Origin of the sequence: Streptomyces sp. NPDC085524 (genome assembly GCF_044541755.1) — a bacterium.
Classification (GTDB): Bacteria; Actinomycetota; Actinomycetes; order Streptomycetales; family Streptomycetaceae; genus Streptomyces.
In genome coordinates this window covers 40,414-58,085 of the sequence record NZ_JBITTH010000011.1, presented here as the reverse complement: position 1 = coordinate 58,085, position 17,672 = coordinate 40,414, and the positions used below count along the sequence as shown (strand labels likewise).

The window sequence follows — 17,672 nt, the reverse complement described above, 5'->3', positions numbered from 1 at the left end:
CGCATCACCGTCGCGCGCGACGTCCCGGCCCCGCCCCGGCACTCACCCGAAGTGCCGGGGCAGGGCCGCGCCGAAAGCCGGGCCGGGCCGCCACGCCGGTCCTCGGCCTCCTGGAGCCCGACCCCGGCAGCAAGCCGGGCGATCCGGCCGACGTCACCCTGCCCGGCCAGGTCGCGTTCGACGACGGGGCCCGCCTCACCCCTCGGCGGCGAAGCACACCCCGCGCATCGTCTCCGCGCCCAGACCACGGGTGGACGCGCATGAGTCGGCCGGCACGGGTAACACGGGGTCAAATGAGACCTGAAAACGGCACAGTCGGACGGGGACCCGGCAGGCTGACCGTCCTGTTGTGCCTGCCGGCACAGGCGGCCTTCATGATCGGGGTGGGGCTGATGGTCACCGGCCCGCTGGCGGACCACTGGCCGGTGGCGGCAGAGGACGCCGTCGACCGAGGCCTGGCCGCGCACCGAGGCGTCCTCGCCGTCTCGCTCTCGGACTGGGTGTCCCTGCTGGCCGGAACCTGGAGCATCATCGGCCTGACCGTCGTCGCCGTCGCCGCGATGCTGGGGTTCTCCCGCGGGCGGTGGCTGCCGGAGGCGCTGTTCCTGGCCGGGGCCGTGGCCGCGCAGTCGGCCGTCTTCCTGCTGGTCACCCTCGTTGTCGAGCGGCCGCGTCCGGACGTTCCCCAGCTGGATGCCGCGCCGCCGACCTCCAGCTTCCCCTCCGGGCACGTCGGGGCGTCGGTGGCATTGTTCGGCGGCCTCGCCCTGATCGCGGCGCTCCGCCTGCGCGGCAGCCGCCGCTGGGTGCGGTGCCTGGTGATCGTCCCCCTGCTCCTCGTTCCGGCGGCCGTGGCGTTCTCCCGGCTCCACCGGGGGATGCACCACCCGTCCGACGTGATGGGCGGCCTGCTCAACGGGGTCTGCACCCTGCTCGTCGTCGCGCACGTGTTCCTGCTGCCGCGGCCCCGGCCGTCCTCGGCTCAGTTCTTCGGTGCGGTCGCCGCGGACCGGCTTCCGGCCGCCCGCACCACCCCTGCCACCGGCGACGAAGCCCCGGCGGCCCGGCGGGCCGTGGTGGTGCGTCACCCGCACGGCTGCGGGGCGGAACTCGCCGGCCGCGTGAGGGACGTCCTGCGCCGCCGCGGCTACACCGGTCAGACGTGGACGGAGACCTCCGCGGAGCATGCCTCCGGCGCTCTCGCCGAGCTGATGGCAGACGGGGGCGCCGCGCTCGTCGTGGTCTGCGGCGGGGACGGTACCGTGCGGGCCTGCGCCGAGCTGCTGGCCGGCACCGGGACCCCGCTCGCGGTGGTCCCGTGCGGCACCGGTAACCTGCTGGCCCGCAACCTGCGGCTGCCCGCCGATCCGGCCGCTGCGCTGGAGTCGGCCCTGTCCGGGGAGACGGCTCGGATCGACATGGGCAGGGTGGCGGGCGACGGGCTGCGGACCGCCCGGTTCACCGTCATGGCGGGAGCGGGTTTCGACGCCGCCATGGTCGGCGACGCCTCGGAGCGGGTGAAGGAGCGCGCCGGCTGGGTCGCGTACGTCCTGTCGGCCGTGCGCCACCTCGCGGACCCCAGGATGCGTCTGTCGATCCGGCTCGACGAGGGCCCTGTACGGGAGCGCCGTGCCCGCATGGTCGTCATCGGCAACGTCGGCACCCTGCAGGGAGGCGTGCCGCTGCTGCCCGACGCCCGGCCCGACAGCGGCCGGCTGGAGATCGTGCTGCTCGATCCGCAGGGCGCCCGCGGCTGGCTCGCGGCCGCAGGACACCTCGGGGCGCGCATGCTGCCCGGCCGGGCGGCGGCCGGGCCCCCAAGCGGGTACGGCAGGGTGGCCGGCGGCGCGCTGGAGTACTTCAGTGCCGCACGCGTCGACATCCGCTTCGCCCGGCCCCAACCCCGCGAACTCGACGGTGACGTCATCGGCTCCGGCACCCGCCTGAGCGCGCAGGTGGAGCCCGGCGTGCTGTGCGTCTGGCTGCCGCCACGTGCGCTGGAGGAGCGGGAACGCACGCCCGCGGTCCGGACGATGGAGGCGACTGCGGGAGCGGGGCGCGCCGACGAGCCGCGTACGACCTCCGTGACCGGAATGGCTGGCCGGACACACGACGTGGACGGGGGATGACTGCCGTGGGAACCGCGACCCGGGTACCGCAGCGCTGTGACGTGGCTGCGGTGGCAGCAATACCGGAGGTGGAGGGCGAGGAACTGTCCGCGGAGGAGGCCGTGGCCGCACTGTCGCGCCATGGAGGCTGGAGCCTCGTACGGGACTCCTTCATCCGTTTCCGTTACGCCGACGGCTTCAGCCACTCCAGGGCACTCGCTCTGCAGACGGTGCTGTCGATCGTACCGATGGCCATCGCCGTCATCGGACTGTCCGGCGCATTGCACACCGAGGACATCGGCCGGGTCGCGGAACTGACGATCCGCAGGCTGGTGAGCGGGCCCAGCCGGGAGCTGGTGGACGACGCGCTCGCGCAGAGCAGGCGCCGGACTGGGGACGGCAGCCAGTTCGCCCTCTGGCTCGGCCTGCTGTTCGCCGTCATGAACGTGACCACCGCCCTGTGCCAGGTGGAGCGCGGCGCCAATCGCATCTACGGCACGGAACGCGACCGGCCGTTCCTGTACAAGTACACACGTGGCCTGGTCATGTCCGTGCTGGCGGGCCTGCCCCTCGGCCTCAGCTTCGCGGTCACCGTCCTCGGCGCCCACCTGGGCCACGCCGTGGCGGAGGTGTACGACCTCGGCCCGGGCACCCTCCGCGCGTGGGACGTGCTGCGCTGGCCCGTGGGGGTGGTGCTGGCGCTCCTCGCCACCAGTGCCATCTTCAAGCTCTCCCCCCGCCGCGCCCAGCCCGGTTACACCTGGCTGGCCTTCGGAGCGCTGGTGTACCTGGGGTTGTGGCTGCTGGCGACGTGGGGGCTGAGCCTGTACGTCGGGGCCGGCGGCTCCTTCGACACCGTGTACGGCCCCCTCAGCGCCTTCGTCTCGCTGCTGCTGTGGTCCTACCTGACCTCGTTGGCCCTTTTCCTGGGGCTGGCCTTCGCCGCCCAGCTGGAAGCCGTGCGGGCCGGGGTGACGGAGCCGGTCAGGGAGGATCCCGGCGTCTGAACGCGAAATGCGCGGCAGGGGAAACCAAGAGAGGAGCACGGCGACCATGGCACGACTCTCCACCCGCCGACGACGTCCCACCCGCCCACGGCATCTGCTCGCCCGGCTCGTCTCCGGCTGCTCGGTACCGGACGCCCGCTTCGGCGCACGGCTGCTGACGACGGTGGCCGCGGCCACCCTCGCCTCCGTGCCCTTCACGCTCGCCCTGATGCTGGTCGAATCGCGATGGCCGCCCCTGCGCCGACTTGACCAGGGGGCGGCCGAGCGGCTGCACGCGGCCGCACTGGAGCATCCCTCGTGGGTGCGGGTACTCGAGTTCCTGACCGGCGTGGTCTGGGATCCCCTGACCATGAGGCTGCTGGTGGCGGCGCTGGTGGTGTGGCTCCTCGTTCGTGGTGCGGTGCGGCTGGCGCTGTGGGCGGCCGTCACCGTGACGGCCGGCGGCCTCCTCGGCCTGCTGCTGAAGAACGTGGTCGCACGGGCCAGGCCCCACCTGCCCGACCCGGTTGCCCACGCGCCCGGGTTCTCCTTCCCCTCCGGGCACGCCATGACGGCCACCACGTCCTGTGCGGTGCTGCTGCTTGCGCTGCTGCCGCTGGCACCCCGGTCGTGGCGTCCGCTGCCGTGGGCGCTCGCGGCGGTCTCGGTGGTGGGCGTCGGCTATACGCGGGTGGCGCTCGGCGTGCACTGGGTGAGCGATGTGCTGGGTGGCTGGCTGCTCGGTCTGGCCGTGGTGACGGCGACGACGCTGGCCTTCGAAGCCTGGCGGGCGGACATCGGGCGGCGCCGCACCACCCCCGCGCAGGGCCTGGAACCGGAGATCCGCTCCGGACGCCCGGAGCCGCCCGTGGGTGTCGGTGAGCGTCGATGAACGGGCGGATCAACGGAGTCACGAAGCGCGGCGGTGCCACCAGTGCCTGCGCCGCGGGTGCACGGCGCGGCCCAGCCGCAGGCCGATCAGGAGGTAACCGAGCAGCGCCCCGGTGGTGTTGAGGATGACGTCGTCGATGTCGAAGACGCGTCCGGTGACGAGGGCGCCTTGGATCAGTTCCACCAGCGTCATCAGGCACACGGTCACCGCGGCGACCCTCAGCAGTCCGCGGGCGGGCGGCAGCAGGACGGGCAGGAGCACGCCGAACGGAACGCCCAGCAGCAGGTTGCCGCCCACCTGGCGGGCCGCTTCGACCGTCGACGCCCCCTCCAGGTAGGCGCCGATCGAGCTGCCGGGCCGGAGGTTGGCGTGCACGAGGTCCGCCGAGGCGGCGGAGGGTTCCAGGGTCAGCCGGGCCAGGACCACGCTGAACAGGACGGTTCCGGCGAAGGCGGCCAGCATGGCGAGGGCCCGTACGGCCGGGTGGGCCGGGCTGCTCTTCGTACCGGTGTCCTGTGGGACCGGTTCCTGCGGCTTTTCGTCGCGCCGTCGCGCGTAGCTCCATCTCATGCGGGCGCGTCTACCCGGCGGGCGGACCGGTACGCGGGGCCGCGCGGGCGCATGGGCGCATCGGGAGGGCACGCGCACGAGGTGACCGACATCCCCCGCACCACTGTACGGCGAGGCGCTCCGCCCGCCACCGATTCCACCGCCCGCGGCCTCGCGGCGCGCACCCGCGCCGAGTTGCGGCGCACGGCCGTCCGCGTGTGGACGGACAACCTGGCCGACCACGCTGCCGCCCTCACCTACTACGCGCTGCTGGCGCTGCTGCCGGCGCTCGTCATCGCCGTCTCCGTCGTGGGGCTGCTGGGCGGGGCGCGGCGGGACCGGCTCATCGCCGACCTGACCGCCTACGCGCCCCCGCAGTCGGCGCAGGTGCTCCGCGAGGCGCTGGGCACCATCCCCGAGGGGCATTCCTCGATGTGGGCCCTGCTGCTCGGCGGAGTGGTGAGCGCCCTGTGGTCGGCGTGCAGTTACCTGGCGGTGTTCCGCCGCGCCCTGCACACGATGCACCGGGTGCCGGACACGCGGCGGCCGCTGCGTGCCGCGCACACCCTCCTCGTCCACGCCGCGCTGCTGCTGGTGCTGCTCGTCGTCGGCGCCGTGGGTCTGGTCGTCTCCGGGCCGCCCGCCCGGTGGGCCGCGCGGGCCGTGGGGGCGGGCGGTGCGGAGGCCGTCGCGTTCCTGCGCTGGCCGCTGCTCCTGGTGGTGGTGACCCTGCTGGTCCTGGTCCTGTTCCGGACCGGGCCGGCCCAGAGCCGGGGCGCCCGGCGGGGGCTGCCCGGCGGGGTGCTGGCGGCGCTGCTGTGGCTGGCTGCCTCGGGTCTCTTCACGCTGTACACGCAACTGGACACGTACGGCCGGCTGTACGGGTCGCTGGCCGGGATCGTGGTCTTCGTGATCTGGCTCTGGTTCGCCAATCTCGCGCTGGTCACCGGCGCCCAGTTCAACGCGGAACGGGCGCGGCGGCCGGCGGCCGGGCCGCGGCGCGGCCGGCCCAGGCCTTGGCCTTGGCGACCGCGAAGCCCGGGCCGGGCCGACGGTCGGCTTCGCGGGAACGGCGACCTCGTCGGGGTTGGTCAGTGCCGGGGGTCGTAGCGCCGGGCTGACGGCGGTCTACTGCGGACGGTGTCCGTCTCGCATGCCCTTCTCCGGGATGGAGGGACCGGTATTCCGGAGAAGGGTGAGGGGCGGGGCAGATGGTTGGGCGGTCGGTCAGGCGGTCTTGGTGAACGTGTGGAGATGTTCACGGAGGAAGGTGTGCAGTGTCCTGGCGGGGCGGCCGAGGATGGTTTCGATGGTGTCGTTGGGCGATTCCGGGCGGGCGATGGCCAGTTGCTGGATCTCCACCACGTGGCTGGCGAGCCAGGGCGGCATGTGTGCGGTGGACAGGAGGTGGCTGTGGAACTCGCTCGGTGGCAGGTCGATGTAGCGAACGGGGCGGCAGGTCAGCTCGCCGAGTAGACGGGCGAGCTCGGGGTGGCTGAAGGCCCGCGGGCCGGTCAGGGTGTAGGTGGCGCCGGCAAGGCCGGGGTGCAGGAGGGTCTCGGCGGCGACGTCGGCGATGTCTCGGACGTCGATGTAGTTGCAGGGTGCCTCGCGCATGGCCCCGATGAGTACGCCCTCGGCGATCGCCGGGGCGTTCAGGAGCAGCTTTTGCATGAATGCGTAGGGGCGGAGCAGCGTAGCCGTCATTTCGGTTGTCGCCAGGTGTTCCTCGATCCGCCAGTGGCTGCGCGAGATGGCCACCGGTGAGGCGGGCTTGGTTGCTGGGGCGGAGAGTTTGACCAGGTGCCGTACCCCGCAGTGGGCTGCGGCATCTATCACGTTGGTCTCCAGCTCGGCTTGACGCGGGCTGTTGGCCATGCCGAGGAACAGTTGCGTGCATCCCCCGAACGCGTCGCGGAGCGTCTGAGGATCTGAGGCGTCCGCACCGACGATCTCGACTGGCGCGTTCGTACCGATGGCGGCGCGCAGATTGTCGGGCGTACGGCTGACGGCGCGGCAGGGGACTTCGAGTTCGATGAGCCGCCGGAGCAGGGCGCTGCCGGTGGCGCCGGTGGCGCCGATGATGGTGATCACGGTGTGCCTTTCGTGGGTGGGGCCTGGAGAATCGGGGTGAGGGGGCTGGGTCAGGCCTGTTGCCGGGATGTCGTGCCGCGCCACCGCCAGGTGACGATGGCGGCGGCCAGGCCGGCCGACAGCGGCAGGTCGATCCGCAGCCGATCCAGCCATCCGGCATCGGGCACCGGTGTGTGCGACGGCAGCCAGTCGGATCCGAACCATCCGGCCAGGCCGGCGATTCCGGCCGCTGCAATGGCGAGTCCGAGGGCGAGTACCGGTCGCGCAGCCGAGGCGGTCCAGCGGCGGGGTCGGCCACGGCGGTGCAGCCATGCGCCGACGGTGCAGGCCACCACGGCCGAAGTCGCCCCGATGGAGGTGAAGGCGGCCCTGGTCAGTTCGGGCTGCCCGCTGAGGAATCCGCCGAGCCCGGCGGTGAGCGCGGGGGCCAGGTAGGCGGTCGCGACTTCCTTCCACAGGGTGAACGCCCGCGTGGCGATACCGCGCTGGGCGGTTCTGGGAGGGGAACTCATGTGACTCCTCGAAAATAATTAGCTGGCTAACTACTTGCTTAGGCGCCTAACTACTGGGGCGTGGGAAAGGGTGCCGCGCGGCCGAGACAGTCGCCCCCGCGCGGAAGTGATGCCGCAGCTACTCGGCAGTCAATGCGCCGATCCGCTGAGTGATCCGCTCCAGGAGGTCGAGGAACAGCCCGCGTTCGTCGTCGGCCAGTCCGCCGACCAGTGCCTCAAGCCGTGCGAAGTGGTCCGCGGCCATGTCGTGCAACCGCCGGCTGCCGCGCGCCGTGAGTACGACTACTGCGCCCCGCCCGTCCTCCGTTGAGGCGCGGCGCGCCACCAGGCCCTCTCGCTCCAGGCCGACGACCAGGCCGGTCACTGTGGCGCGCGAGACGCCAAGACTCTTTGCGAGCTGCGACGGTGACTTCTCCCCGTCGCCGTCCTCGAGATCCACCAGGAGGCGGTAGCGCCCGGTCGACAGCCCGGAACGCGCAAAGTGAACTTCGGACGCCCGGTCCAGGCGCGCCCCGGCAGCCATCAGGCGCACCGCGACGAGCACCGCCTGCGGGTCGGCCTCAAGCCCGTACCGTGCGATCTGCTTCCGCGCCTGTTCGAGCGTGGGTGCAGCGCCGGGGTTCGCGTCCTCGTCACTCATGAGAAGTAATATGGCGGCTAACTACATGCCGGTCAAGTCGCCGAGAGCCTCGCAGCCGCAGCCGCGGGACGGCTCCGCCCCCGACCGCAGCCCGCCGAGCCCGGGGGCACCACCGCAGACCTGGTCACCGCTGCCCCGAACGAGCGTGACGTGCCCGCGCACCAGCGTGGACTGGAGCCGGCGCAGGGCGAGCACGGAGACCTCGTGGGACTCCTTTTCGGAGCGTTGATCTGGCGGCGCAGCCCGGCGTCGGCGCAAGGACGTCCGGGCGCCGGTCAGCGGTCCCAGGCCCTCGGGCGTTCCAGTGCCTCCCACTCCGCACGGAGCAGGGACAGGACGGCGACGTCGAAGCGGCTCCCGCGGTGCAGACACGCCGAGCGGCGCACACCTTCGGATACGAATCCGGCCTTGGCCAATACTGCGAGCGCGGCCGTGTTGGTGGTGTGGGTGACGGCTTGGACGCGCTGCATCGGCAGTTCCCCGAAGGCGAGGTCGGTCAACGCGTCCAGCGCGTCGGTTCCGTGGCTCTGCCCCCGGTGCCGGGGATCCATCATCAGGTGGACCTCCGCCGTGCCCTCGACCACGTCCTGGTCCACCAGCGCGATGTGGCCGATCGGGGTGCCGTCAGGGAGGAGCACCAGGAAGTCGTCCCGGTCGTGAGCGTCGCTGTCGCGCTCCATGCGCTCGCGGAGTGAGGCGAGGGAGCGCGGCCAGAAACCGATCTCGTGAGCGGCCACCGGATCGGACCGCCAGGCGTGCATCAACTCTGCGTCTTCGGCGTCGAGCGGTGCGAGGCTGACCGTCCTGCCCCGCCAGCACGGCACCCGGCCCGTCGCCGTGGCCGCTGTTTCGAACTCGTTCTCAATCACGGGCGGATGCTACGGCCCCCGAAGCCGGGCAACCATCGAATTCGCGCACCGCCTGCAAGGAACGATGCCGGTCGCTCCGGTCAGGGCGCGCGCGAACAGGTGCACGAGACCTTTGGTCAGGTCATCGAAGAACCCCGCCGCGTCCGCCCCCGCCGCGAGCCGCCCCTGGTGGGGCACTCCTTGAGGGCGAGCGACGGGGCGCATCGTTGGCGGGAGCGGTGGCGGGCAGGGCGGTGACGGCGAACGCGGCCGTCACCGCGGAGTCGACTCGCTCCATGACCGTGATCGTGCGCTGCCCGGCTGATCCCATGTCAGCGGGGAGGGCAGGCCTTGTGCGGGCGGGGGCCGGTTCGCCGTGGTCGGCGTGCGGTCCGGCCCGGTGGGATGGGGTGCCGGGTGTCAGCGGGGGTGGTCTGACGGGCCCGGGGCGATGGAAGCGGGTGCGGTCAGGGACGCGAGTTCGAGGGCCCTCAGGATCGCTTCCCGGTCAGCCGGTACGTACCCCGCTGCGGCGGCCGCCGCGTCCAGTACCTCCTGGACCTCAGAGGCCGTGAGGCTGTACGCCTCGGCCGCGGCGAGCAGGTGGTCTGCCCGATCCCGGGGCAGGCCGCGTTCCGAGGCGATCAGGTCCTTCAGGGCTTCCTCACGTACGGCGAATCGGCTCATCCCGCAGTCGAGGCCGTCGTCGTCCAACTCCTCGGGGTAGGGTGCGCGGGCCCAGGCGCCATGCTCGGACCAGTACACGCAGCCCAGTTCCCAGCCCTCCAGCAATTCCCGCAGGCGCTCGTACGGGAGCCAGTCCGGCGCCTGCGCCAGCATGTCGATCGCGGGTTCGTGCCATTTCACGGCACTGGACTCGTCCTCGCCGTACAACAGGTACCGGCCCTCTCCCACCTGCTGGAACGTCCACCAGGTGCAGCCGCGGTCGTCCAGGTGCAGACCCTGTCCGTCGATCCACGTGCCGCCCCGGTGGACGCCCAGGGCTTCCGCCTGGGCCGTGGCCTCCAGTACGGCGGCCAGGGCCCAGCGCGCCCACAGCACTTCGGCCGCCGGCAGGTCCTCGGGCCGGCCAGGCCTGTCGATCGCCATTTCCGCTCCCGGTCCGCTCAGTCCTCGTACGGCGTCCCTCATGATCGCCGAACCGTGATCCTAGATCAGGGCCGGGACGGATCCGGAGGTGGTGGAGGTCGGCCCTCGTCTCGCTTGGCCGCGCCCCAGGCGGACGAAGCAGCGGCGTCCACCGGCACATGGCCCTTCGACCCCGATCACGGCAGCTCCCAGAAGCAGCACAGCCCCACCCCGCCGTCCTGCCGTAACCGGGCGGAACGGGTGGACGAAGCGCAAGTCTTGCACTGGCAGGCAGCGTGTGTGTCGGTTCAGGCGGGTTGCGGAGTGAGGCGCTTGAGTCCCTTGCGGTCGTAGTAGGCCGTCATGGCGAAGCCGAAGAGCAGTGCGAGGAGGATACCGATCCCGATCATGATCCACGAGCGGGTGAGTCCGGCGTCCCCGCGGGCGTCGAAGTAGAGGATCGCCCGTACGCCGTCGCTGAGCTGCCGCATCGGTTCGAAATGGGAGAGGAACCGGTAGAAATCGGGGACCGCGTGGAGAGGGACGGTGGCGCCGGACGAAGGCAGGCCGAGGACGATGAAGACGAACATGGAGACCAGCTGGCCGATCCCGCCGAAGGCCGCGTTGATGGCTTGGACCCCCAGGCCGACCGCGAGCGCCGCGCAGTAGGAGTAGAGCGCCAGGAGCGGCACGTGGGAGGCGTCCATTCCCAGGATCGCGATGCAGGCCAGCATCACCAGGGCGGTGCTGAGGAGCGTGATGCCTGCGGTCATGGCCATCTTCAGCAGAAGTGTCTGGGTGCGGCTGATGGGTACGGTCGGTCGGCGGGTGTGCCAGGGGCCGATCTCGTTGTCGGCGTAGCCGAGGGCGGTGTCGACGCCGTTGCTGATCACGTTGCCGCCCATGAACCCGGCCAGGACCAGCAGCAGGGTGTAGTAGAAGGCCGACAGGCCGAGACCGCTGTGGGTGCCGATGGGGTGGCCGGACTGCGTGACGACCTCGACCGGGTCGGCGAGCAGCACCTTGGCTGTGGGGCTCGCCTGGGTGCCCGCTGCCTGCGTGAGCTGGCGGCCGAGGGAGCGCGAGGCGCCGTGCGCCGCCTTGGTGCTGATCTGGCTGGCCAGCGAGGAACCCAGGCTCCCCTTGCCGGGGTTGGTCAGCACGGTCATCGTCGGCCGTCGGGTGGCCGCGGACGTGGTCAGCGCGGTGGCCGCTTCCGAGAAGCCGGCCGGGATCAGCAGAGCGCCGTAGACCTTCCCCGAGTCGAGCTGGTCCTGGGCCTCCGCGCGGGTCAGCACGCGCCAGTCGACCGTGCCGCCCGCGCTGTCGGCGGCGATGGCGGCGGTGATCCGCCCGCCCAGGTCCTGCCCGCCGGTGTCGTCGTCGACGAGTGCGATGGGCAGGTCGCGGAGGTCTCCGTTCGGATTGACGATGCCCCCCATGTAGAGGAGGGAGAGCAGCAGGGCCAGCAGTCCCGTGAGGACGGTGGGAACCACCCAGAGCTGAGGGCGTCGCAGCAGGGCCGCGGCGGTGGCTTCTGGGGCGGCGGGCGCGGACATGGGTCTCCGTAGCTTGCCGGTGGGCGGGGGCGAGGGACCGGCGGTCGGCCGCCGACCGGTCGCCCCCGACGGCGGGATCTCGTGGGGGTCGGCCGACGACACCTCAGCATGCCCTCCTCCGCCCCCGGCGCCCGCGCCCCGCTCCGCCCGCCTCCCCCCGATGCACTAAGGCGTGGCGGATGCCATCCCGCGGTGCCGCGATCTTGCTTCTCTGCACTGGTCGAGGCGAGCCGACGGTCTCGGCCTCGGTCACCTTCTCGCTGGTCATCGGTGCATCCTCCTGATCGGGGGTTACACCGAACGATGTGGAGTCCCGACTCACGCAAGACCGCTTAGCGCCGCGCAGGACGAATGAACCACCGCCAGGGCAGGTGGTAGCAGCGGATCTGTTGGCGCACTGCCCTGGCCTCCTCCTTCGCGCCCGTCTCCTCGTGGAACCGCGCCAGGAGCCCGAGGGTGCGGACCACGTCGTCCCGGTAGGAGCCGGGGTCGCCGGCTGCCGCCATCAGGTCCTCGTACACCCCGACCGCACGGCGCAGCCGCTCTTCGACCTCCGTGTGATGCGACATGCCCCAACGATGGAGAGCAAGCTCGACGAGCGCCTCCGCGTGATCGAGGCGGTCCCTCGTCAAGCCGCCCTCGGCCAGGCGCCGGTACGCGTCGGCGATCTCCGTGCGCGCGGCCAGCCCGGTGGCGCCTTCTCGTGCCGCCACCGGGAGGAGCAGGGCGACGAGGCGCCGGGTATAGACCGGTGCCTTGATCCGAGCCATGTACCGGTAGACGGCGGTCTCCAAGGCGTCGATCGCCTCGATCGTCTCGAGGGCCTGCCGCGGGTGGTAGTGCGCTCGGGGCACGCCGCTCACGTCAGGCGGTGGTCGCATGCGGTTGCGCAGCTCGTCGGCCTCGGTGCGGATCACACGTGCTTCGGCAGCGCGGCCCTTCGCCTTCAGGGCGTCGGCGTGGGCCCGCAGGGACTGTTCCAGCGAGGGGGTCAGCGCGTCCGGGTTCGCCTCGGCACGATGCCGGTTGATCTTGACCGCCCGGGTGCTTGCGTCGAGGGCCCGCTTGCGCCAGTCGGTGCCGACGGGGAGGGCGTGGTGCCAGGTGAGCAGGAAGATGGCGAGGTTGGACAGGGCCAGTGCGTAGGTCCCGGGGTGGTCGGGCGGGTCACCGGCCCTCCGGGGCCCGAGGAGGTGCACCGCTCCCTCCGTCGCCGCGACCGCGGCGCCGCCGCGCCCTGCATCGGAGAGGTCGGCGCCGATGTTGAGAAGGCTCTGGCCGAGGTCGTTGCCGTGCTGCTCGGCGTCCTGCTCGCCGAGCAGGACAAGCACGTCGAGCGCCGCGGCATGGGCGCGATACCCGTCCGCCTGCCGCCCGGCGGTGACGAGGGCCTGCCCGTAGACACAAAGGGCGATCGCCCACCGGGCCTGTCGGCCGGCGGGGCCGAGCCCGGCGAACCGACCGTCGGGTTCGAGCCCGACGAATCGGCCCGCGGGACCGAGCCCAGCGAACCGGGCCTCGGGGTCCGCCTCGGCCAGGAGGCGCGCGAAGTGTGCGGCCCGTTCTGCGGCTTCGAGGGCCTCGTGCGGCCGGCCCAGCCTGGTGTGGCTGATGAACAGGTCGCCGTATGCCCCGGCCAGGTGCGGGGTCTGCGAGCCGGGCCGCTCGGCCTCCAGCCGCTCCAGGAGCTCGACGACCCGCACCCTTGAGTGGTACGCCTCCTCGTACCGTCCGGCGCCGTCCAAGGCGTCTGCCAGCTTGTTGTGGACGACGGCGTGCTGGTCCGGGACGTCGGTGTGCGCCAGCCAGTGCCGGGCGAGCCGTTCCACCAGGACCGCGCGGCCCGGGTCGAGGTCGGGGTGCTCGTGCCGGGGCAGACGGGCCTCGATCGCCTCCAGGAGTTCCATGTCGATGTCGTCGAGCGCGGAGACCGCGCCGAGTGCCCGTCCGCCAGCGGCGACGGCCAGCCATGGTGCCCGCCGCAGCAGCGGGTACAGGTGGTCATGGCGCATGTGCCGCCAACGTTCGGCGGAGGCGGCCAGGAAGATCAGCGCGCGGGGTGTCCACGACTCCGGCCGCCTCTCGCCGCCGTGCGTCAGGAGGCGGCCGAGCACCTCCGGGGCCCAGGAGGACGGCGGGTAGGCGCTCTGCGCGCAGTGGCCGGGAAGTGTGAGGGCGAGGAAGTCCTCGGCGAGCCGGTCGGGCAGCAGTGGTTCGAGGACGACGCCGGGCGCGGATCCGGAGGGCGGGTAGCAGACGCTGTGGTCGGCGAGGACCCGCTCGGCGGGGTGCGGTGCGGCGGGCGGGGTTCCGGTCACCCGGTCGACGACGATCCGGCCGATCCCCCGGTGCATGGTCCCCGTCAGCGCGGCCGTGAATACGGCGCGGTTCATCACCTGCGGCGGAGTCGTGTACGTCCGCCCCGCGGCGGCCGTCGCGCGGCCCGCGTCCTGGGTGTGGAGCCGCGCCCAGTGGGCCTGTTCGCGGTTGAGGAGGTACGTGACCAGGCCGGCAGCGTCGGTGGGCGGACGACGGCCGTGAAGGTGGGCGTCAACGGAGACCAGGGCCGCCATGTGGACGGCCAGCGTCAGCCCGAAGTCCGGCCCGTCCAGGGGTACCGGCGAGGGCACCCGCACAGGCGTGGTACCGGGCGCGCCCGGGGTGGCTCCGAGGCAGGCGGCGAATTCGTCCCGGGCGGCCTCGAACATCTCTGCCCGTTCGCCGCCGCGCTCCCGCAGGGGCTCCAGGGTCTGGAGGGAAGTGGCCGCCTGGGAGTCGTGGAGGGCGGCCTGCACAGCCGGCCACTGATCCGTACTGCGGGCCAGCAGCAGCACCCGGGTCGGCAGGTCGGGACGGTAAAGCAGCCGGTTGCTCAGCAACCAGGTGAGGTGGGGCAGCGGCCAGTGGTCGGCGTAGTCGACGACCAGCAGCACCCCGGCGGCGCCCACGGCCCGCAGGTCGCCGCCGGCGCCGCCCGGGAGCACGTTGCCCGGGGCGTGCACGGCCCTGACGACCTTCCACCCTTCGGCGACGCTGTCCCGGGCGAATGCCGCCGCGAGGCGGCTCTTGCCCTGGCCGCCGGGCCCGTGCAGCCAGCGGACGGCGAGCCTCCGGCCGACGGCGCCGCGCCACGTTCGGAGCTCGGCGAGCTCATCCGCGCGGCCGGTGAAGGGGACGATCTCGTGCCGGGCGCTGAGCAGGCGGCTGGGCAGCTCCCGTAGCCATTCCGGGTCCGACTCGGGCGGGGGGACCCATTCCTCCAGGACGTAGGAGGGCGGCCCGTCCACGTACACATGGAGGTCGGCACCCACCACGCCGTACGCGAACCCCCCTTCCGCGGTGACGTGCTGACGCGCCGACGGGTCCGGCTCGCTCATGCCGGGGATTCGCCGACGGCCGGCCGGTGATGGTGCACATGCACGCTGCTGCCAGGTCCCTGGGCGCCGAAGGCGGCGCCGCCGGCGTGCGCGGTGATGTGCTGTGACCACTCCCGGGCGGCCGGGGGCACAGAGACCTCCTCGATCAGGGCGCGCAACTCGTCCGCGGTCTCCGGGTGTTCACGCAGCAGGGCGCCGATCCGGCGCGCCCAGGGGCGTACGAGGTCGTCGCGTACGCCGTCGGTGTCGTCGCCCTCGCCCGCGACCAGTTCCGCATCGCCGTCCAACTGGGCCCGCAGCGCGGTGGACCGCTCGCCGCCACGGCGGCGGAAGAGCTCGACGACGCGCTCCCGGGTGCCCTCCCAGGCACTGGTGGCCATGGCCGCCACGACGGTCGTCGCCCCCGTCATGGCCAGCACGGTCATCGGATCCGACATGGAACCCCTTTCCTGGCGCCGGGTGACGTCATGCCGGCGAGGGTACCGACGCCGTCGCGTTCCCGCCGGTGTGACCGGGGGACGCAGCCCGAACGAGTGGCGCGGACCGCTCTGCGCCACGTCGGCCGTGCCAGGCGTGAAAGCCCCACGTGTTCGCGGTGCGGGACCTGATGCACCGCGAGGCTGTACAGACGCGCGGCAGGCCGGCCGTCGCGGGGACAACGGGGCCGACGCCAAAGCAACCGACCTCTTTGGGCGCCGCTGGGTCATCCGGTGCAAGCACGGGAAGCACGGCTGGTTTCGGCGAAGCGCAGGCGGGCGGCGTGGGTGCCGGCGCCCGGTACCGCGCGTTCGGCGGCCAGGACGGACAGGTCCGGGATGAGGACGCGGCCGGTGCCCCGGGAGGATTCGATGTACAGGCCGGTGAAGAACGGGTCGGCCTGGTGGAGTGCGACGAGCGCGGTGTGGTCGAAGACTGCGGTCAGGCTCACGCGGCGGCGCCGCCCCGATGGGCCCGGATCCTGTCCCAGGCGGACTGCCCGGCCTGCTGGAGCTGGTCGGTGTACTCCAGCCCTAGCTCGGCCGCCGCCTCGAGTGCCCGCTGCTCCTGCTCGGCCCGGGTCGGCCGGCTCTGGGCGAGCTCCTCCAGGGGCTCGGTGATCGTCGTACCGCGCTCCTGCGCGAGGAGGCGAAGCCGGTCACGGGTCGCCTCGGTCGCCTTGATGCTCGTGGGCTTGCTGCTCATAGAGCGATTCCACCGCCGGTAGAACCCTATTGCCGTCGGGTGTCGGCGGGTGTCGTCGGGCTTCGTGAAGTTCGCCCGCAGCACAGGAGCAGGAGCCGGTTTACGCACGCCGGGGCGCTGATGGTCAGGTGCGTGGCGCAGTCGGGGCATGTCCCCGTGGCGGGGGACGGGGGACGGGCCGTACGTATGGGGGATGAGGCGCACGGCATGCCGTGGAGTCGCTGGTCCCGGCGGGACGGGCTCGCCGGCTGCCATGAGGTGGCATGGCCGATCTTGGAGCCGAGCGTTGCTGCCCGGCCCCGCTCGAAGTGCATCGGAGGGCCCGGGTGCGCTGGGATTGCGTTGCGGGCAGTCGGATCATCGCCGCTCAGGGTGCACTTCTGCGTTCCGGTATCAAGATCGGGACTTACTCGGTGAGACTGGTCGAGATCGAGCAGGCCCCGCCTGACCGCGCCGCTGATCCGCCCGGCCCTGCTGCGCGATCGGCCAGGTGTTGAAAACCGGATGAGGCGCAAGAAGCAGGGGCGTTAGCGTGCGCGCATGGATCTTGAAACTGGAAAGACCGCGCCCGCCGTTCCCGTTCCTCTCGATGCCGAACTTCAGGTCGCTTATGACGCCTACCTGGCGGAGGAACCGGACTTGGCGCCGATGAGCCTCGAGAAGCTGTCGGTGCTCCGCGCGGAGGCCGACGCCGCAGTGGCGGCGTCCGAGGACCTCAGCCATGGCGGGCGCTTCACCGTCTTCCAGCCTTCGGTGCCCGGCCTGGACGGCGCCCCCGAGATCCCGCTGCTGGTGTGCACACCCTCCGGCGCGCCCGCATCGCGGCCGGCGCTCTACTCCATACACGGCGGCGGCTTCTACGGCAGCGATCACCGCACCGGGCTCGACCAGATGCTCGAGACGGCCGAGCAGTTCGGGGCCACGCTGATCTCGGTCGGCTACCGGCTCGCGCCCGAGCACCCCTACCCCGCCCAGATCAACGACGCTTACGCCGGTCTGCTGTGGGTCGCCGACCACGCGGACGAGCTCGGCATCGACTCGGAGCGCATCGTCGTCACGGGCTTCAGCGCCGGCGGCACCCTGAGCGCCGCGCTCGCTCTGACCGTGCGTGACAAGGGCGGTCCCCGCCTGCTCGGCCAGCTGCTGAATGCCCCGCTGCTCGACGACCGCAACGACAGCGCCTCGGCCCTGCAGATGGACGACGTCGAACTCTTCGACCGCGGCCGCAACGGGTTCGCCTGGAACTCGCTGCTCGGCGACGCCCAGGGCGGAGCCGACGTGCCGCAGTACGCTGCGCCCGCCCGCGCCACCGACCTGGCAGGCCTGCCGCCCACCTTCCTCGACGTCGGCTCCGCCGAGTGCCTGCGCGATGAGGTCCTCGCCTACGCCGACCGGATCTGGCAGGCCGGCGGCGAAGCCGAGCTGCACGTGTGGCCCGGCGGAATCCACGGTTTCGACCGGAAAGCCCCCGAGGCGCGGATCAGCAAGGCCGCTGTCGCGGCACGCCGCAACTGGCTCGAGCACCTTCTGGCCCCCAACTGACGTTCTCCTCCGGCGGTACTCGGTCGCGGGATGGACAACGTCCCGGCGCCCGCCCCCGGGAGGACTGGCGGGCGGTGCGCGAGACCCGTCCGGGCCGCCGCTCCCCGCTCGCCGCCCTGACCGCGGTCACCCCGGACACCGACCGGGTCCTGCTCGCCGGGGTAGGCCGGATCGCGAGTGCGTGCCGGACGGCCTGGGTGGGGCGGGCAGCGGTGGTCAATTGACGCCACCCCCATCCCGACTTCCCGGTCCAGACCGGCGGGACGGAGACGCATCCGGAGTTCGACCGGGCCG

General features: G+C 72.4%; 18 protein-coding genes. 6 read left to right on the top strand and 12 right to left on the bottom strand.

Features of this window, described 5'->3' with window-relative positions; translation table 11 throughout:
* The first annotated feature begins 374 nt into the window (after positions 1–374).
* Genes ACIGFK_RS18705 through ACIGFK_RS18695 form a run of 3 tightly spaced genes read left to right on the top strand, consistent with a single transcriptional unit; the run spans position 375 to position 3,986 of the window.
* Positions 375–2,129: a diacylglycerol kinase family protein gene (locus ACIGFK_RS18705; protein ID WP_400052673.1), complete on the top strand. Its 1,755-nt coding sequence runs from the start codon at positions 375–377 to the stop codon at positions 2,127–2,129.
* A gap of 5 nt (positions 2,130–2,134) precedes the next feature.
* Positions 2,135–3,115 (top strand): YihY/virulence factor BrkB family protein, encoded by a 981-nt coding sequence (locus ACIGFK_RS18700; RefSeq protein ID WP_400052671.1) that lies wholly within the window; start codon positions 2,135–2,137, stop codon positions 3,113–3,115.
* Between the two features lie 46 nt (positions 3,116–3,161).
* Positions 3,162–3,986: a phosphatase PAP2 family protein gene (locus ACIGFK_RS18695; RefSeq protein WP_376655492.1), complete on the top strand. Its 825-nt coding sequence runs from the start codon at positions 3,162–3,164 to the stop codon at positions 3,984–3,986.
* Positions 3,987–4,004: 18 nt separating this feature from the next.
* Here ACIGFK_RS18695 and ACIGFK_RS18690 read toward each other — a convergent pair whose 3' ends face one another.
* A complete protein-coding gene (locus tag ACIGFK_RS18690; protein WP_386466094.1) occupies positions 4,005–4,556 on the bottom strand; it encodes a VanZ family protein in 552 nt (183 codons plus the stop codon).
* A 51-nt stretch (positions 4,557–4,607) separates the two neighbouring features.
* Here ACIGFK_RS18690 and ACIGFK_RS18685 point away from each other — a divergent pair, with 51 nt between their 5' ends.
* On the top strand, positions 4,608–5,645 hold the full coding sequence (locus tag ACIGFK_RS18685; protein WP_400052669.1) for a YihY/virulence factor BrkB family protein: 1,038 nt from the start codon (positions 4,608–4,610) through the stop codon (positions 5,643–5,645).
* Positions 5,646–5,762: 117 nt separating this feature from the next.
* On the opposite strand, the gene ACIGFK_RS18680 is transcribed toward ACIGFK_RS18685, so the two are convergent.
* The 11 genes from ACIGFK_RS18680 to ACIGFK_RS18630 form a co-directional block, all read right to left on the bottom strand.
* A complete protein-coding gene (locus tag ACIGFK_RS18680; protein ID WP_400052667.1) occupies positions 5,763–6,629 on the bottom strand; it encodes an NmrA family NAD(P)-binding protein in 867 nt (288 codons plus the stop codon).
* Between the two features lie 50 nt (positions 6,630–6,679).
* Positions 6,680–7,141, bottom strand: a complete 462-nt coding sequence (locus ACIGFK_RS18675; protein WP_400052665.1) for a hypothetical protein — start codon at positions 7,139–7,141, stop codon at positions 6,680–6,682.
* A 118-nt stretch (positions 7,142–7,259) separates the two neighbouring features.
* Positions 7,260–7,781, bottom strand: a complete 522-nt coding sequence (locus ACIGFK_RS18670; RefSeq protein ID WP_386466101.1) for a MarR family winged helix-turn-helix transcriptional regulator — start codon at positions 7,779–7,781, stop codon at positions 7,260–7,262.
* Positions 7,782–7,802: 21 nt separating this feature from the next.
* Complete coding sequence (locus ACIGFK_RS18665) at positions 7,803–7,976, bottom strand: hypothetical protein (protein WP_400052663.1); 174 nt, start codon at positions 7,974–7,976, stop codon at positions 7,803–7,805.
* Positions 7,977–8,056: 80 nt separating this feature from the next.
* Positions 8,057–8,650, bottom strand: coding sequence for a GNAT family N-acetyltransferase (locus ACIGFK_RS18660; RefSeq protein ID WP_386466107.1), 594 nt, complete (start codon positions 8,648–8,650; stop codon positions 8,057–8,059).
* Between the two features lie 399 nt (positions 8,651–9,049).
* Complete coding sequence (locus ACIGFK_RS18655; RefSeq protein WP_376655485.1) at positions 9,050–9,739, bottom strand: hypothetical protein; 690 nt, start codon at positions 9,737–9,739, stop codon at positions 9,050–9,052.
* 287 nt (positions 9,740–10,026) lie between these two features.
* Entirely contained in the window at positions 10,027–11,277 is a 1,251-nt protein-coding gene (locus ACIGFK_RS18650) for a DUF3533 domain-containing protein (RefSeq protein ID WP_376655484.1), read from the bottom strand.
* Positions 11,278–11,609: 332 nt separating this feature from the next.
* A complete protein-coding gene (locus tag ACIGFK_RS18645; RefSeq protein WP_400052660.1) occupies positions 11,610–14,654 on the bottom strand; it encodes a hypothetical protein in 3,045 nt (1,014 codons plus the stop codon).
* Entirely contained in the window at positions 14,651–15,091 is a 441-nt protein-coding gene (locus ACIGFK_RS18640) for a hypothetical protein (RefSeq protein WP_400052658.1), read from the bottom strand. Before ACIGFK_RS18640 ends, ACIGFK_RS18645 begins: the two co-directional genes overlap by 4 nt.
* 266 nt (positions 15,092–15,357) lie before the next feature.
* Positions 15,358–15,582: a hypothetical protein gene (locus tag ACIGFK_RS18635; protein ID WP_400052656.1), complete on the bottom strand. Its 225-nt coding sequence runs from the start codon at positions 15,580–15,582 to the stop codon at positions 15,358–15,360.
* Complete coding sequence (locus ACIGFK_RS18630) at positions 15,579–15,836, bottom strand: hypothetical protein (protein WP_400052655.1); 258 nt, start codon at positions 15,834–15,836, stop codon at positions 15,579–15,581. Before ACIGFK_RS18630 ends, ACIGFK_RS18635 begins: the two co-directional genes overlap by 4 nt.
* Before the next feature lie 540 nt (positions 15,837–16,376).
* On the opposite strand from ACIGFK_RS18630, the gene ACIGFK_RS18625 reads away from it, so the two are divergent.
* Both ACIGFK_RS18625 and ACIGFK_RS18620 read left to right on the top strand, forming a co-directional pair.
* Positions 16,377–17,378, top strand: coding sequence for an alpha/beta hydrolase (locus ACIGFK_RS18625; RefSeq protein ID WP_400052653.1), 1,002 nt, complete (start codon positions 16,377–16,379; stop codon positions 17,376–17,378).
* 74 nt (positions 17,379–17,452) lie between these two features.
* On the top strand, positions 17,453–17,602 hold the full coding sequence (locus ACIGFK_RS18620) for a hypothetical protein (RefSeq protein ID WP_376655479.1): 150 nt from the start codon (positions 17,453–17,455) through the stop codon (positions 17,600–17,602).
* Positions 17,603–17,672 lie beyond the last annotated feature (70 nt).